The following is a 16,105-nucleotide window of genomic DNA, read 5'->3' as shown; positions in this document are numbered from 1 at the left end:
CTCCGAAGGAACCCTCATGCCGACGATTCATCGCCGGGCCTTTCTGGCCGCCGGCTGCACAACCCTGCTCGCCGCCGCGCAACCCGCGTGGGCGGGCTACCCCGAACGGCCCATCAAGCTCGTCGTGCCCTGGGCCGCAGGCGGCAGCACCGATGCCATCGCGCGCGCCATGGCGCAGCGTATGAGCCAGACCATCGGCAGCCCGGTGATCGTCGACAACCGGCCCGGCGCGGCCGGCATGATCGGCACCGATGCGGCCGCCAAGGCCGCGCCCGACGGCTACACCATCGCCATCGTCGAACTGCCGCATGCGATCGCGCCGGCGGTGACGGCCAAGCTCCCCTACGACCTGCTGCGCGACTTCACGCCCGTGACCATGATCGGCACCTCGCCGCTGGTGTTCTTCGCGGGAATGGACGAGGACAGCAAGGATTTCAGGACCTTCCTGAAGACGGCCGCCGCCAAGCCGTCGCCGCCGGCCATCGCGCACAGCGGCGCGGGCACGGTGAGCCATCTCGCGGCCGAGATGCTCGCGAGCCGCACGAAGATCCGCTTCAACATGGTGCCGTACAAGGGCTCCGCGCCGGCGCTGACCGACGTGGCAGCCGGCACGGTGGCCGGCCACTTCGCGACGCTGGCCAGCGGCTCCAGCCTTGCGGGCGGCAACAGGATTCGGCCGTTGCTCGTCACGAGCACGCAGCGCGTGAACATCGCCGGCCTGCAGAGCGTGCCCGCGCTCGCGGACAACAACCTGAAGGGCATGGAGATCGACCAGTGGTGGGCCATGGTCGCGCCGGCCACCACGCCGCTCGAGGTGATCGAGAAGCTGCGTCGCGAGGCCATTGCGGCGCTCGAGCATCCCTCGGTGAAGGAGCGGATGGCGGTGCTGGGCGTGCAGATGAAAGGCTCCACGCCGGGTGAGCTGCGCGCGTTCCTGCGCTCGGAGGCCGAGCGCTGGCAGAAGGTGGCGCACGAGGTCGGCCTGCAGCCGCAGTAAGCCCGCGTGCTACTTCGCGTCGCTGTACACGGTGGCGCGCGAGACGCCCATGTGCGCCGCGGCAATCTCGGCGCCGCGGCGAATCTCGAGAAAGCCCGCCTTCTTCAGTTCCTGCACGAGTTGCTTGCGGTCCGCGGGCTTGAGCGATCGCGAAGTCGTGGCGCGCGATGCGGCGAATTCATCGATGCGCGCATGGATGCGCTCCGAATGGCCTGCGCCGGTGTCGAGGCTCTCGTGGACCTCCCGCTCGTCGATCCGCGTGAACTGCGAGATCGCGCCCTGGAAGCTCTGGAACAGCGTGAGGTCGACGTTCAGGCACAGCGCGGCCACGTACTCGCCGCTGTCGTCCTTCACGCCGATGGAAGTGCTCTTGACCTTGCGGCCGTCGGAAAAGGTGTTGGCGTAGTTCGCGATCACCGCGGGGTATTCGGGATCTCGGATGCGGGCAAGGCCGAGCTCGGTGACCGATTGCCCCACCTGCCGGCCGCTCAGGTTGTTCTCGATCGCGTAGATCGCGTTCTTCGGATTGCTCAGGTCGTGCACCACGACTTCGCAGAAGGGCGCAAAGGTTTCGCCGAGGCCTTCGGCCATGTTGCGCAGCATCTCCAGGAGCTGCTTGTTGGACTTCTTCTTCATGCCCGGGAATGTATCCAGGTCTGGACGAAGAATCCAAATTGTACGGAAAGTCCATATTTGGATATATTATCCAAGTCCAGAAAGATCCTCCAGGAGAGCCGCGCATGACACGCCAGGAACCCGCACGCTATATCGATCCCCGCACCGGCCGCTATCACGACCTCTCGGAACGCCGTTGGCGCTCCGACGACGGCAATCCGATGATGGTGACGCCGCTGCCCGGCATCACCCGCGAAGACATCGATTCGCGCGAGCGCTCGGTGTGGCGCTACCGCGCGGCGCTGCCGGTGGCAATCGACCGGCCCGCGAGCATGGGCGAAGGCTGTACGCCGCTGGTGCAGAAGCGCTGGGGCGGGTTCGAGCCGCACTTCAAGCTCGAATGGTTCAACCCGACCTGCAGCTTCAAGGACCGCGGCGCGTCCGTGATGATTTCGTTCCTGCGGCAACTGGGCGTCGATGCCGTGCTGGAAGACAGCTCGGGCAACGGCGGCGCGGCCATTGCCGCGGCGGGCGCGGCGGCCGGCGTCAAGGTCAAGGTGCTGGCGCCCAGCTACACACCAGCGCCGAAGGTGGCGCAGATCCGCGCTTTCGGGGCCGAGGTGCAGCTCGTGCCGGGACCGCGCGAGGAGTCCGAATACGAAGCGGTGCGCCAGTCCGAATCGATCTTCTATGCGAGCCACAACTGGCATCCGTTCTTCCTGCAGGGCACGAAGACGCTGGCCTATGAATTGTGGGAAGACCTGGGCTTTGTCGCGCCCGACAACGTGGTGATTCCGGCGGGCGCGGGCAGCAATGTGCTCGGGTGCTGGATCGGTTTCAAGGAGCTGCTGGCCGCGGGGCAGATCGCGAAGCTGCCGCGGATCTTCGTGGCGCAGCCGCTGAACTGCTCGCCGGTGGATGCGAGCTTTGTCGCAGGCGTGGACACGCTGGTGGATCGCATCGTGAAGCCGACGATCGCCGAAGGTACGGCCATCAAGCGGCCCGTGCGCCTGCAGGAGATTCTTCAGGCGTTGCACGAGACGAACGGCAAGACGGTGGCACTGACGGAAGAGCAGATCGCGGCAGCGGTGCGCCGGCTGGCTTCGACGGGCCTCTATGCCGAGCCGACGTCCGCGACGGCGGCTGCGGCCATCGATGTGCTGGCGCAGCGGGGCGACATCCGGGCCAGCGAAACCACGGTCGTGCTGCTGACGGGCACCGGGCTGAAGTCGACGCAGTTCATGACCGAGCTGTTCGGCAGCACCGCCGGCTGAGGCTGAGCTACCAGGGCCAGGCGAGGCGCGTGCCTGTGCCCGTGGCGGCTGCGCGTTCATGAAGCAGGCGCGCGACGGTCAGGTCCTGGAGCGCGAGGCCGGTCATGTCGAACACGGTGATGTCGCCCGGGGCGCGATCGAATGCCGTCTTGCCGCTCAGCAGGTCGCCCAACTCGGTGCTCGCGGTATCGGGCGCCCATTGGGTTTCGCCGATCTGCTGCGCCTGCGTGCGATCGTCGACGAAGAGGCGCACGCGCGGCAGCAGGCCTTCAGGGAGTTCGCGCTTGCCTCGCGTGTCGGCGCCAACGCAGTTCAGGTGCGTGCCAGGTTGCACGGCTTCCAGGTCGAACAACGCACCGCCGCCCGGTGTTGCGGTGATCACGATGTCGCTCTCTGCGACCGCGGCGTTGCGGTCGGTGGCGGGTGCGATGTTGCAGCGGGCCGCGAAGTTGTCTTCGAATGCGGCGTTGCGTCGCCCGTCGGTGCCCACGTAGCGCACTTCGTGCAGCGAGGGCAGCAGGCGCAGCGCGAAGTCGAGCTGGATGCGCGCCTGCACGCCGGTGCCGAAGATGCAAAGCCGCGTGCTGCCGGGCCGCGCGAGCCGCTGCAGGCCGAGCCCGCCCGCCGCGCCCGTGCGCACGGTCGTGATCGCATTGCCGTCGATCACGCACAGCGGCCGGCCCGTGGCGGGGTCGATCAGGAGGATCGTCGCCTGGTGCGGCTCGCCGCCGCGCTGCCGGTTGGCGGGCCAGAAGCCGGCCGCCTTGAAGCCGAGCAGGCCCTGCGCCTGCACGTCGCCCGACTTGATGCCGAACACGCCGCCGGTGGAAAGAGGCTCGCGCACGACCGGGAAGACGCGGCCTTCGCGGTCGCTATGGAGCACGAAGGCCTCGTGCACGGCCTTCAGCACGTCGTCGGGGGAGAGGAGGGCGTTGACCTGGTGCTTGTCGAGCAGCAGGAGAAATGCGTCGGCGGGCGACGTGGAGGGTGTCATCTGGAAATATTATCTACTTCCAGACGAAAAATCAATTCAAGGCGTCGGCGGTCGGTCAGCGCCCGGTGTGCACCTTGATGCGGATCGTTGCGACGTCCCAGCCCCTGTTCTTGAGCCGCGTGACGAGCATCGGCGCGAGCTGGCGCAGCTTGGCGGCCGCGGCGCTGCCCTTGACCAGCAGGCACCACACGTCGCCCTCGGCAGGTCCCGCCTGCACGGCGCTGCGCATGGCCGGTGGGATGAGCCCCTCCACGGCTTTCAGGCGCTCGGCGCTGTCGCGCGCGCGCGCCATCAGGCCGCCCAGCGTGGGCGAACCTTCTGCAGCCTGGTGCAGGCTGATGGCGGGGGCGAGGCGGCGATACATGAGTAATCCTGAGGACAGAAACAAGACAGCTAAAATGCCCGGTTTGCCGGCGTTCGCGCCGGAAAAAAGGCTGCTCGAGGCCGAACTTGATTTCGAAACGAGCGCGCCCAACTGCTTTCACCATATCTTAGGGAATCCGGTCGCAGTGCCTGTCGTGTCAGGCGCCCGCCCATCTCCACCCAATGGCAACCAACTTCCTGACCCAGATCTTCGGCAGCCGCAACGACCGGCTCCTCAAGCAGTATCGCAAGACGGTGGAACGCATCAATGCGCTCGAACCCGAGTTCGAGAAGCTCAGTGACGACGCGCTGCGCGCCAAGACGCAGGAGTTCAAGGATCGCGTGGCCAAGGGCGAAACGCTCGACGGCCTGCTGCCGGAGGCCTTTGCCACGGTGCGCGAAGGCTCCAAGCGCATCATGAAGATGCGCCACTTCGACGTCCAGCTGCTCGGCGGCATGGCGCTGCACAACGGCAAGATCTCCGAAATGCGCACCGGCGAAGGCAAGACGCTGACCGCCACGCTGCCGGTGTACCTGAACGCGCTGTCCGGCAAGGGCGTGCACGTGGTCACGGTGAACGACTACCTGGCCAGCCGTGACGCCAAGTGGATGGGCCGGCTCTACAACTTCCTGGGTCTCACGGTGGGCATCAACCTGCCGCAGATGCCGCGCGAGGAAAAGCAGGAAGCCTACGGCAGCGACATCACGTACGGCACCAACAACGAATACGGCTTCGACTACCTGCGCGACAACATGGTGTACGAGCCGGGCGACCGGGTCCAGCGCGTGCTGAACTACGCGATCGTCGACGAGGTGGACTCGATCCTGATCGACGAAGCCCGCACCCCGCTGATCATCAGCGGCCAGGCCGAAGACCACACCGACCTCTATCTGGCCATCAACAAGGTGGTGCCGCTGCTGAAGAAGCAGGAAGGCGAAGCCGACCCCCGCACGGGCGAGGGCGTCACGGTGCCCGGCGACTTCACGGTCGACGAGAAAACGCACCAGGTGTTCCTGACCGAAGACGGCCACGAGAACGCCGAGCGCATCTTGGGCGAGTTCAAGCTGCTGCCTGAAGGCGCGTCGCTCTACGACCCGGCCAACATCACGCTGATGCACCACCTGACGGCGGCGCTGCGCGCACGCCACCTGTACCACCGCGACCAGCATTACGTGGTGCAAGAGGGCGAAGTCACCATCGTCGACGAGTTCACCGGCCGCCTCATGACGGGCCGCCGCTGGAGCGACGGCCTGCACCAGGCCGTGGAAGCCAAGGAAGGCGTCGAGATCCAGGCCGAGAACCAGACGATGGCCTCGATCACCTTCCAGAACTACTTCCGCCTGTACGGCAAGCTGGCCGGCATGACCGGCACGGCCGACACCGAGGCCTACGAGTTCCAGGAAATCTACGGTCTCGAGACGGTCATCATTCCGCCGAACCGCATCAGCAAGCGCGAAGACCAGCTCGATCGCGTCTACAAGACGACGCGCGAGAAGTACGAGGCGGCCATCCAGGACATCCGCGAGTGCTACGAGCGCGGCCAGCCGGTGCTGGTGGGCACCTCGTCCATCGAGAACTCCGAAATCATCGACGGCCTGCTCACGCAGGCGGGCCTGCCGCACCAGGTGCTCAACGCCAAGCAGCATGCGCGCGAAGCCGACATCGTGGCGCAGGCCGGCCGCACGAAGATGATCACCATCGCGACCAACATGGCCGGCCGCGGCACCGACATCGTGCTGGGCGGCAACATCGAGAAGATGATCGAGGCCATCGAGAACGACGAAGGCCGCGACGAAGCGACCAAGCAGGCGGACATCGCGCATGTGCGCGAGGAGTGGACCAAGGACCACGAATTCGTCAAGTCGCTCGGCGGCCTGCGCATCATCGCCACCGAACGCCACGAGTCGCGCCGCATCGACAACCAGCTGCGCGGTCGTTCGGGCCGCCAGGGCGACCCGGGCTCCTCGCGCTTCTACCTGAGCCTGGACGATCCGCTGATGCGCATCTTCGCGGGCGACCGCGTGAAGGCGATCATGGATCGCCTGAAGATGCCCGATGGCGAGGCCATCGAAGCGGGCATCGTCACGCGCAGCATCGAGAGCGCGCAGCGCAAGGTCGAGGCGCGCAACTTCGACATCCGCAAGCAGCTGCTCGAATACGACGACGTCTCGAACGACCAGCGCAAGGTGATCTACCAGCAGCGCAACGACATCCTCGACGCGGGCGACCTCACGGCGCAGATCGCCGCGCTGCGCGAAGGCTGCTTCATGGACCTGGTGCGCCAGTACGTGCCGGCCGAATCGGTCGAGGAGCAGTGGGACCTGGAAGGCCTGGAGAAGACGCTCTTCACCGAGTGGGGCCTGGACATGCCGCTCAAGAAGGAGGTCGAGGCCTCCGACGCGATCTCCGACGAGGACGTGCTCGAGAAGGTGGTCAAGGCCGCCAACGAGACCTTCGACGCCAAGCTGGCGCTGATCGGCCAGGAGAACTTCACCCAGTTCGAACGCATGGTGCTGCTGCAGAGCATCGACACCCACTGGCGCGAACACCTGGCCTCGCTCGACTACCTGCGCCAGGGCATCCACCTGCGCGGCTATGCGCAAAAGCAACCCAAGCAGGAATACAAGCGCGAAGCCTTCGAGCTCTTCGGCCAGTTGCTCGACTCGGTGAAGAACGAAGTCACGCGTCAGCTCATGACGGTGCGCGTGCAATCGGGCGAGCAGCTCGAGGAAGCCGCCGAAGCCATGGAAAGCCGCGGCGAGAACGTGGCCAACATCACTTACTCCGCGCCGACCGAGACCGGCGAGGTCGAGGTGCGTGTCGACGAGGAGAGCCAGCGCCGCCTTGCGGCCGTCGGTACCGGCGCCCTGAGTGCCGAAGCCGCCGCCTTTGCCCGTGTCGGCCGCAACGACCCATGCCCCTGCGGCAGTGGCAAAAAATACAAGCAGTGCCACGGCAAGCTGAGCTGACGTCCCGAACCTTTCACTGAGAGAACCCCATGCCCGTGAACCTGTCCGCCCCTGATCCCGCCGCCTTGTTCGCGGTGCCCGGCGTCCGCATCGGCGTGGCCGAAGCGGGCGTGCGAAAGGCCAACCGCAAGGACCTGACCGTCGTGTTGATCGACGAAGGCTCGGCGGTCGGTGGGGTGTTCACCCAGAACCGTTTCTGCGCAGCGCCGGTGCAGGTCTGCCGCGACCACCTGGCCGCCAACTACGGCATTCGCGCGATGGTGATCAACACCGGCAACGCCAACGCCGGCACGGGCGAAGACGGCCTGATGCGCACGCGCTCCACCTGCATTGCGCTCGCGCGCAAGCTGGAAATCGCGCCCGAGCAGATCCTGCCGTTCTCCACCGGCGTGATCATGGAGCCGCTGCCGGTGGACCGCATCGAAGCGGGCCTGCCTGCGGCGCTGGCTGATGCGTCGGAAAACCACTGGGCACGTGCCGCCGAAGGCATCATGACCACCGACACGATCCCCAAGGCATTCAGCCAGCGGGTACAGATCGGCGGCGCCACCGTCACCATCACCGGCATCAGCAAGGGCGCCGGCATGATCCGCCCGAACATGGCGACCATGCTCGGCTTCATGGCGACCGACGCGAAGATCGATCCGTCGCTGATTCAGCCGCTCGCGAAGTTGCTGGCCGATGGCTCGTTCAACCGCGTGACCATCGACGGCGACACCTCGACCAACGATTCGTTCGTCGTCATCGCCACGCAGAAGGCGTCGCACGCGACCATCACCTCGCTCGAATCTGCCGAAGGCCAAGCCCTCGTGGCCGCCATGCAGAACGTGGCGCGCCTCCTGGCGCAGGCCATCGTGCGCGACGGTGAAGGCGCGACCAAGTTCATCACCATCCAGGTCGAAGGCGGCCGCGATGCCGCCGAGTGCAAGCAGGTCGCGTACGCGATCGCGCATTCGCCGCTGGTCAAGACCGCGTTCTATGCCAGCGACCCGAACCTGGGCCGCATCCTGGCAGCTGTCGGCTATGCAGGCATTGCCGACCTCGACCAGACCGGCATCGACCTGTTCCTGGACGACGTGCACGTGGCGGTCAAGGGCGGGCGCAACCCGTCGTACCGCGAGGAAGACGGCCAGCGCGTGATGAAGCAGAGCGAGATCACGGTGCGCGTCGGCCTCGGCCGCGGCAATGCCAGCGAAACGGTGTGGACCTGCGACTTCAGCCACGAATACGTGACCATCAACGCCGACTACAGATCATGATGACCCCCACGCTCCGCACTTCGTGTCGTCGCTGCCCCCCGAGGGCGTGCTCAACGCCCTTCGGGCGGCCGGGCGGGCGTCGATGAACGAGCAGTTCCAGAAGCTGATCGAGCGCGCCGAACAGCTCATTGCCCGCATCGAATCGATCCTGCCGCAGCCGCTGTCGGCGCCGGTGGACTGGAACGCCTCCATCGCCTGGCGCTACCGCCGCCGCAACTCCGGCCACGGCGTGCTGGAGCCGGTGAAGCATGTGGCCACGATGGCGCTCGATTCGCTCAAGGAAATCGACGTCCAGAAGGAAAAGATCGAGCGCAACACGCGCCAGTTCGTCGAAGGCAAGCCGGCCAACAACGTGCTGCTGACGGGCGCGCGCGGCACGGGCAAGTCGTCGCTGATCCGCGCTTGCCTGCAGGCCTATGCGCCGCAGGGGCTGCGCCTCATCGAGGTGGACAAGGCCGAGCTGGTCGACCTGCCCGATATCGTCGAGGTGGTCTCGCAGCGTCCCGAGAAATTCATCGTCTTCAGCGACGACCTGAGCTTCGACGAGGGCGAGCCGGGCTACAAGGCGCTCAAGTCGATCCTCGACGGGTCGATTGCGGCATCGACGCCCAACGTGCTGATCTACGCGACCAGCAACCGGCGCCACCTGCTGCCCGAGTACATGAAGGAAAACCTCACGTACACCCACACCGACGATGGCGAGGTGCATCCGGGCGAGGTGATCGAGGAAAAGATTTCGCTGTCCGAGCGCTTCGGCCTCTGGGTGAGCTTCTACCCCTTCAGCCAGAACGAATACCTGACGATCGTGGGGCAGTGGCTCTCGTCGTTCGGTGTCGATGCGGCCGCCATCGCGGCGGCGCGGCCCGAGGCGCTGGTCTGGGCGCTGGAGCGCGGTTCCCGCAGCGGCCGCGTGGCCTATCAGTTCGCCCGCGACTACGCGGGGCGGAGCAACGCGTGAGCGCACAAGAGAACGGCGCGCGTAAGCACACCGAGGTTGCGGTCGGCGTGTTGATCCGTCTGGCCGACGATGCGCTGCTGCTCTCGACCCGGCCCGAAGGCAAGGCCTACGCGGGCTACTGGGAGTTTCCGGGCGGCAAGATCGAAGCCGGTGAAACCGTCGAAGAGGCGCTGCGCCGTGAACTGCAGGAAGAACTCGGCATCACCATTGAAGGTGCTTCGGTCTGGAAGGTCACGGAGCACGACTATCCGCATGCGCTGGTGCGCCTGCACTGGTGCAAGGTGACGGCCTGGACCGGCGAGTTCGAGATGCGCGAAGGCCAGGCGATGGCGTGGCAGCAACTGCCGCTCGACGTGGCACCGGTGCTACCGGGCGCGCTGCCCGTGCTCGAATGGCTGGTGCAGGAGCGCGGCCTGCCCGCTTCGGCGGCGATGGCCGTCTCGACGCTGGCCTGATGCGGGCGACCGGCCGGCACGACGGCCGCACAGTGCCCGCGGCCTGAACCCGAAGATGCATCCCAAGTACCGCCCCGACATCGACGGCCTGCGCGCCGTCGCCGTCGCGTCGGTGCTGGCCTTCCATGCGTTTCCCGACGCGCTGCCGGGAGGCTTCATCGGCGTCGACATCTTCTTCGTGATCTCGGGCTTCCTGATCACGACGATCATCATGCAGAGCCACGCGGCGAGCGACTTCAGCTACCGCGACTTCTATGCGCGCCGCATCCGGCGGATTTTTCCGGCGCTGATGCTGGTGCTGGCGGCGACGCTGGCCTTCGGTTGGTATGCGCTGCTGCCGCGGGAGTTCGCCGAGCTCGGCAAGCAGGCGGCGGGCGGCGCGGCCTTCGTGGCCAACTTCATCTTCTGGGGCGAGTCGGGGTACTTCGATACCGCGGCCGAGACCAAGCCGCTGCTGCACCTGTGGTCCCTCGGCATCGAGGAGCAGTTCTATATTTTCTGGCCGCTGCTGCTGGGCGTGGCATGGCGTCGGCGCTGGCCGATCGTGCGGCTGCTGTGGGTGATTGCCGTGGCGTCGTTCCTGGTCAACGTGACGACGGTGCATCCGTTCCGCGAGGCCGCCTTTTATTCGCCGGCGTCGCGCTTCTGGGAGCTGATGGTCGGCGGCATCCTGGCGTGCATGCGACTCAAACCCGTCGCGCCGAACGTGTGGCGCAGCCATCTCCAGTCGGTGCTCGGCGTGGGCCTGATCGTGCTGGGGCTCGTCATGACGCGCAGCGACAAGGCCTTCCCCGGCTGGTGGGCGCTGCTGCCGACGCTGGGGGCGGTGAGCTGCATTGCGGCCGGGCCGGGCGGGGTGCTGAACAAGTACCTGCTCTCGAACCGGGTGATGGTGTGGATCGGCCTCATCAGCTATCCGCTCTACCTGTGGCACTGGCCGCTGCTGGTGTATGCACGGATCGTGGAAGAGGGCAACCCGTCGGCATGGGTGCGTGCAGGTGCGGTGGTCGCGAGCGTCTTGCTGGCGTGGGCCACCTACCGATTTCTCGAACGTTTCACCCGGGCGCGCACGAGCGTCGGCATGCTATGCACGCTGGCCGCCTCCGGCGTGGCGGTAGCGCTGGTCGGCGTGCTGGCGCTGGGCGGCATGCCGCCGCGCAACGGCAGCGACCTGCTGCGCAAGGTGACCGATGCCACCGTGGACGACAACTACTACGACGGCTTCAAGCAAGAGAAGCTGGGAGCGCACAAGGTCGAGCGCACCGGCAGCGGCGCGCGCAAGGTGCTGCTGATCGGCGACAGCCATGTGCAGCAATACGCGCCGCGCGCATTGGAGCTTGCCCGCAGCGCACCGGGCCAGATGGCCACGGCGTACTTCGCGACCTATGGCGCCTGCCCGCCCGTGCCGGGTGTGCTGTCCGATGGCAATGAGGGCTGCGACAAGGCGCGCACCAGCATGCTGGAGCTGGCGCTCGATCCGCGGATCGACACGGTCGTCGTCGGCGCTTGCTGGAACTGCTACTTCACAGGGAATTTCCCGCTGGCCTTCTATTTCCGGGAAGGGGCAGCGAACTATCCGATCAACAACGGTGGCCCGGGGCTCGGGCGTTCGCTCGATGCGCTCGAGAAATTGTTGACGACGCTGGTCCAGAGCAAGAAGAAGGTGTATCTGCTGCTGGACAACGCGCGCAGCGTGGAGTTCGAGCCGCGCCGCCTGATCGAAGGCAGCCGCATGGGCCGGATGACGGCGCTGACCAGCACCACCACCGGTCCGCTGCCGCCCGAGCAGGCGCAGCTCAACGAGCGGTTGAAGCGCATTGCCGCATCGAGCGGCGCGGAGGCCATCGACGTGCTCGCGCAGCTCTGCCAATCGGGCGAGTGCGTGCGGTCCATGCCGGACGGCACACCGGTCTACAAGGACCGCGAGCACCTGCGGCCCTTCTACGTGCGGGAGCACGCGGGCTATCTGGACAAGGTGTTTCTCGGGGACGGCGGCCGCTAAAGCGGCAGCGCTCTACTGAAGCTTGGGATCGCCGAACGGATCGTCATCGGGCGGCGCCTCGGCCGGCATCCGGAATTCTTCGCTGGCCCAGGCGCCCAGATCGACGCCCTTGCAGCGCGCGCTGCAGAAGGGCCGATAGGGGTTGGAAGGCGCGTAGACACTGTCGCCGCCACAACTGGGGCAACGGACGATCCGCTCGCCTTTGTCGTTCACCTTGCCCGTCATGCGCAGAGTGTCAATTCAAAAGGCGCGTCTTCCGTGCTCTGATGCAAACGGTCGTCGGCCTCGTGCCGCATGAGCCGGACCGAAACCATCAGGCGATTGCCGCTGATTTCGGGGACCAGTCCCAGCCGAGGATCGATGCGCAGGCGCAGCAGCTGGAAGCTGCGTCCCTGCGGCAGGTTCTGCTGGAACTGCCCGTTCGTGGCGATGACCTTGTAGGGCACATCGGCGTCGCGCAGCAGCTTGAGCAGCAGGTAGATGGAAGAGGCCAGCGGCGAGAGCGTGTTCGACCAGCGCTCCAGGTCCGCGCGGCGGCTCGCCGGCGTGCGGTGCTGCCAGGCGAAATAGGCGGGCAGGTCGAACTCGCAGGTGCCGCCCGGAATGCCGGCGCGGCTGCGGATGCTCATGAGCCACTCGTTCTCGGTCAGCGCCTGGCCGGCCTTGCCGGCAACGCCGTTGAGTGCGGCGAAGTTGCCCTCGAGCTGGCCGACCACCTGGTCGAGCACCGTTTCGGCAATGGCTGGATTGCCCCGGTAGCTGTTGAAGACGTTCTTGTGCTTGTCGAGATCTCGCAGCACATCGGCCTTGAGGTCGGCGCGCGCCGCCACGTCCATGATCTCGAAGATCGTGATCAGGGCGTAGTGGTGGGAGAGCGGCGATTCCGAGGGCACCAGTTCTCCGAGGCGACGGAACAGGTGTTCCAGCCTCAGGTAGGTGCGGATGCGCTCGTTGAAGGGGTACTCGTAAAGGATCACGCGTGTTTATCGGTTTCCTGTCGCGGGATCATAACTTCAGGGTGATTTGGAAGGGGGCGTCGGCAGCACTTCGCGCACAGCCGCCAGCATGCGGTCGCCGAGCAGGAGCTGTCCGTGCATCGACATGTGAGTGTCGTTCGAGAAATAGAAATCGCGAACCTGGGTGTGTTTCTCGCGTGTAAAAGCGTAGAGGTCGGGCCCCGTCAGCTTCGATTCGCGGAAGCCCGTTTCGAAATCCTTCGAGTAGTCGGGCTTCAGGTACACCGTGGTCTTGTTGGGGATCACCATCCACATGATCGGGATGGCGCTGTGCGCCTGGGTGAAGTTCTTCATCCACTCCAGGTGCGCGAGGGTCAGAGGGCCGTTGTCCTCGTCTTCGGCAAAGAACGGCATCTTGTCGCACGCATGGTGCGAGAAGTACTTGCAGCCGTTGGGCACCGGGCGCACCCAGGTGTTCCAGTCGAAGTAGGTGTCGGTTGCAGACTTTTTCGCTTTCCAGGTGTTGTAGTAGGTGGTCACGCCGGTCATGAACTGGACGTTCCAGTTGGGGGACGGGTCGGGCACGGTCTCGTCCGGCTTGACGAGGGGATGCGGCATGGCGTCGTAGGGCATGCGCATCTTCTGGCACTTCGCGCTGTCCTTGGTGCGGTCGCCCAGCAGGCGTTCGACACTCTCGATGATGATCAGCTTGCCCTTGAATCCCGAGCGCTGGATCCACTGGTCGAAATCGCCGCACAGCGCGTTCTCGTACTGGCCCCAGTACGTGGTCGAGACGCGGTAGCCAGCCGCAACGAGCTTGGACTGCCAGCGGAAGGTCATGGAGAAGCTGTCGCCGATGACCATGATGTCGGCCTGGTCCACCGGCGTGCCCTTGAGCAATGCGGGGTCGACCTTGGGCGGGGGCGCGGTCCAGCCGAACTCACGCTCGGAAAGGCGCCCGATCCGCGTGAGGTCGCCGTAGGGAATGGGGCTGGTCAGCGAAACGATCCACAGCCCCATCAGCACGATGTAGCCGATGAAGAAGAACCGCAGCCAGACTTTCGCGGGCATCGTCATGTCGAATCAGAATTGGAAGTAGAGGAACGGGCTGTAGTTGCCCAGCTTCGAGACGCACCAGGCGAACAGCGCGAAGGTGCCGATGGCCAGGACCGCGGTGGAGAGCCACGCCATGACCGGGCGGCCTGCGACAGCCTTCGGATGCGGGATCCAGCGCTCCAGCGTGATCGTGGGCGGCAGCGCCAGGCAGATGACGATGCCGACCAGCAGGGTCTGGAAGAACTCGGGTTTGCGGAACGGAACCGGGCCCAGCTCGCTGAACGCCGACGGCGGCGCGCCGTGCAGGCCGAGCATGCCCTTGTAGATCGCCATGGCCGTGTGCATGCCATCGGCGCGGAAGACGATCCACGCCACCACCACGCAGAGGAAGGTCAGGAACCAGCCGAGCACCCGGGCGATGCGGCCGGGCGTGGCGTTGCGCCGCACCTTGGCATTCCAGAGGTGGTTGATCATCAGGAAGATGCCGTGCAGGGCGCCCCAGATCACGAAGGTCCACGCGGCGCCATGCCACAGGCCGCCCAGCAGCATCGTGAGGAACAGGTTCAGGTAGCGCCGGGCCGGGCCCTTGCGGTTGCCGCCCAGCGGCACGTAGAGGTAGTCGCGCAGGAACGTCGACAGCGAGATGTGCCAGCGGCGCCAGAACTCGATGATGTTGGTCGACTTGTAGGGCGAGCGGAAGTTGAGCGGCAGCTGCACGCCCAGGCACAGCGACAGGCCCACCGCCATGTCCGAGTAGCCCGAGAAGTCGAAGTAGATCTGCAGCGTATAGGCCAGCGCGCCGAACCACGCCGTGTAGAGCGTGGGCTCGATGCCCTTGTGCACGCCGTTGAACATCATGTCGGCGTACTGGCCCAGCGGGTCGGCGATCAGGAGCTTCTTGGCAAGGCCGAAGACGAAGATCGCGATGCCGATCGCCACCTTGTTCGGGTCGAGCCGGTAGGTGGCACTGTTCGCGAACTGCGGCATCATCTGCGCGTGATGCAGCACGGGCCCCGCGATCAGGTGCGGGAAGTAGGTCACGAACAGCAGGTAGTGGACGAAGCTGCGCTCGTGCACCTTGCCCTGCCAGCAGTCGACCAGGAAGGCGATCTGCGTGAAGGTATAGAACGAGATGCCGATCGGCAGCACGATGTGCACCAGCTCGATCGGCGTGAGGCCCGCCGCGACCAGGCCGGCATCGACGTTTTCCAGGAAGAAGTTGGCGTACTTGAAGACGGCCAGCACGCCCAGGTTGACCACCAGTGCACTGATCAGCAGCGTCTTGCGCTTGCGGTCGTCGCGGCCCGGCGCAGGCGACAGTTGCAGTCCGAACCAGTAGTTGACGCAGATGGAGCCCAGCAGCAGCGGCAGGGCCTGCACGCTCCACCAGCCGTAGAAGAAGAGCGAAGCCAGTGCGAGGAAGCCGGCGGCGGCGCGGGCGTTGCGCTTGCCGATCAGGAAGAACCCGATCAGGACCAACGGGAAAAAGACAAAAATGAAGGGATACGAGTTGAAAAGCATCTCGGGGAGGGCACTGCGGCGAGCGCCTTTTTGTCGTAATCGTTATGCGGCCGCGGCAGCGGCAGGTCTCGGATTATCGCGTGGTGGCCGCAGCCCACAGCTCCCAGAGACCCTGCACTTCGATTTCGAGTTCCGCGAGCGTCAATGACTCGTTGTAAATCACCGCATCGGCTGCGGCCCGGCGCGCTTTGCGCGGCGCCTGCTGGGCGATCACCGCGTTGACGGCATCGGGCGTCCAGCCCGAACGCGCGACGACGCGCTGGAGCTGCGTGGCCTCGGTGGCATCGACCACCAGCACCCGGTCCACGATGGCGCGCCAGCGTCCGGATTCGACGAGAAGCGGCACGTCGAAGACCACGACGGCGTCTTCGCCTGCAGCCGCAGCCTGGCGCTGCGTTTCCGTGCCGATCAGCGGATGCAGGATGGATTCGAGCCGGAGCTTGGCGCCCGCATCGGCGAACACGATCTGGCGCATGGCGGCCCTGTCGAGGCCACCGTCCGCGGCGATCACGGTGCGACCGAAGGTGGCCTCGAGGGCAGGCATCGCGATGCCGCCAGCCTGGGCGATGCTGCGCGCGATCGCATCGGTGTCGACCAGCACGGCGCCCTGGGCAACCAGCAGCCCGGCAACGGTGCTCTTGCCGCTGCCAATGCCGCCCGTCAGGCCGATGCGCCGAACCATGCC

The 16,105-nt window shown here is 66.1% G+C and carries 15 protein-coding genes; 7 read left to right on the top strand and 8 right to left on the bottom strand.

Features of this window, described 5'->3' with window-relative positions:
• The first annotated feature begins 16 nt into the window (after positions 1-16).
• Positions 17-997: a tripartite tricarboxylate transporter substrate-binding protein gene (locus tag GNX71_RS26740; protein ID WP_206175219.1), complete on the top strand. Its 981-nt coding sequence runs from the start codon at positions 17-19 to the stop codon at positions 995-997.
• Between the two features lie 9 nt (positions 998-1,006).
• Here the strand turns inward: GNX71_RS26740 and GNX71_RS26735 are convergent, their stop codons facing one another.
• Positions 1,007-1,633, bottom strand: a complete 627-nt coding sequence (locus GNX71_RS26735; RefSeq protein ID WP_206175218.1) for a PAS domain-containing protein — start codon at positions 1,631-1,633, stop codon at positions 1,007-1,009.
• Between the two features lie 104 nt (positions 1,634-1,737).
• Between GNX71_RS26735 and GNX71_RS26730 the strand changes: the two genes are divergently transcribed.
• Positions 1,738-2,886, top strand: a complete 1,149-nt coding sequence (locus tag GNX71_RS26730; RefSeq protein WP_206175217.1) for a pyridoxal-phosphate dependent enzyme — start codon at positions 1,738-1,740, stop codon at positions 2,884-2,886.
• A 7-nt stretch (positions 2,887-2,893) separates the two neighbouring features.
• On the opposite strand, the gene GNX71_RS26725 is transcribed toward GNX71_RS26730, so the two are convergent.
• Both GNX71_RS26725 and GNX71_RS26720 read right to left on the bottom strand, forming a co-directional pair.
• Entirely contained in the window at positions 2,894-3,880 is a 987-nt protein-coding gene (locus GNX71_RS26725) for an ornithine cyclodeaminase family protein (protein WP_206175216.1), read from the bottom strand.
• 55 nt (positions 3,881-3,935) lie between these two features.
• A complete protein-coding gene (locus tag GNX71_RS26720) occupies positions 3,936-4,244 on the bottom strand; it encodes a hypothetical protein (RefSeq protein ID WP_206175215.1) in 309 nt (102 codons plus the stop codon).
• Positions 4,245-4,426: 182 nt separating this feature from the next.
• On the opposite strand from GNX71_RS26720, the gene secA reads away from it, so the two are divergent.
• From secA to GNX71_RS26695, 5 genes are all read left to right on the top strand, one after another.
• A complete protein-coding gene (secA, locus tag GNX71_RS26715) occupies positions 4,427-7,213 on the top strand; it encodes a preprotein translocase subunit SecA (protein ID WP_206175214.1) in 2,787 nt (928 codons plus the stop codon).
• 29 nt (positions 7,214-7,242) lie between these two features.
• The gene (gene argJ / locus GNX71_RS26710) at positions 7,243-8,472 is read left to right on the top strand and encodes a bifunctional glutamate N-acetyltransferase/amino-acid acetyltransferase ArgJ (protein WP_206175213.1); all 1,230 of its coding nucleotides are present in this window, start codon (positions 7,243-7,245) and stop codon (positions 8,470-8,472) included.
• A gap of 82 nt (positions 8,473-8,554) precedes the next feature.
• The gene (locus tag GNX71_RS26705) at positions 8,555-9,430 is read left to right on the top strand and encodes an ATP-binding protein (RefSeq protein WP_206179704.1); all 876 of its coding nucleotides are present in this window, start codon (positions 8,555-8,557) and stop codon (positions 9,428-9,430) included.
• On the top strand, positions 9,427-9,885 hold the full coding sequence (locus GNX71_RS26700; protein WP_206175212.1) for an NUDIX domain-containing protein: 459 nt from the start codon (positions 9,427-9,429) through the stop codon (positions 9,883-9,885). The genes GNX71_RS26705 and GNX71_RS26700 overlap by 4 nt, the downstream gene beginning before the upstream one ends.
• A 55-nt stretch (positions 9,886-9,940) precedes the next feature.
• Positions 9,941-11,887 (top strand): acyltransferase family protein, encoded by a 1,947-nt coding sequence (locus GNX71_RS26695; RefSeq protein ID WP_206175211.1) that lies wholly within the window; start codon positions 9,941-9,943, stop codon positions 11,885-11,887.
• 12 nt (positions 11,888-11,899) lie between these two features.
• Here the strand turns inward: GNX71_RS26695 and GNX71_RS26690 are convergent, their stop codons facing one another.
• The 5 genes from GNX71_RS26690 to coaE form a co-directional block, all read right to left on the bottom strand.
• Positions 11,900-12,112, bottom strand: coding sequence for a DNA gyrase inhibitor YacG (locus GNX71_RS26690; protein ID WP_206175210.1), 213 nt, complete (start codon positions 12,110-12,112; stop codon positions 11,900-11,902).
• Positions 12,109-12,864: a cell division protein ZapD gene (zapD, locus tag GNX71_RS26685; protein ID WP_206175209.1), complete on the bottom strand. Its 756-nt coding sequence runs from the start codon at positions 12,862-12,864 to the stop codon at positions 12,109-12,111. Before zapD ends, GNX71_RS26690 begins: the two co-directional genes overlap by 4 nt.
• Before the next feature lie 36 nt (positions 12,865-12,900).
• Positions 12,901-13,914 carry a hypothetical protein gene (locus GNX71_RS26680; RefSeq protein WP_241027058.1) on the bottom strand — a complete coding sequence of 338 codons (1,014 nt, stop codon included), beginning with the start codon at positions 13,912-13,914 and terminating at the stop codon, positions 12,901-12,903.
• 12 nt (positions 13,915-13,926) lie between these two features.
• Entirely contained in the window at positions 13,927-15,420 is a 1,494-nt protein-coding gene (locus GNX71_RS26675) for an MBOAT family protein (protein ID WP_206175207.1), read from the bottom strand.
• Between the two features lie 73 nt (positions 15,421-15,493).
• Positions 15,494-16,102 (bottom strand): dephospho-CoA kinase, encoded by a 609-nt coding sequence (coaE, locus tag GNX71_RS26670; protein ID WP_206175206.1) that lies wholly within the window; start codon positions 16,100-16,102, stop codon positions 15,494-15,496.
• Positions 16,103-16,105 lie beyond the last annotated feature (3 nt).

Source organism: Variovorax sp. RKNM96 (assembly GCF_017161115.1).
Lineage (GTDB): Bacteria > Pseudomonadota > Gammaproteobacteria > Burkholderiales > Burkholderiaceae_C > Variovorax.
This window is presented reverse-complemented; position numbering and strand designations above follow the sequence as displayed.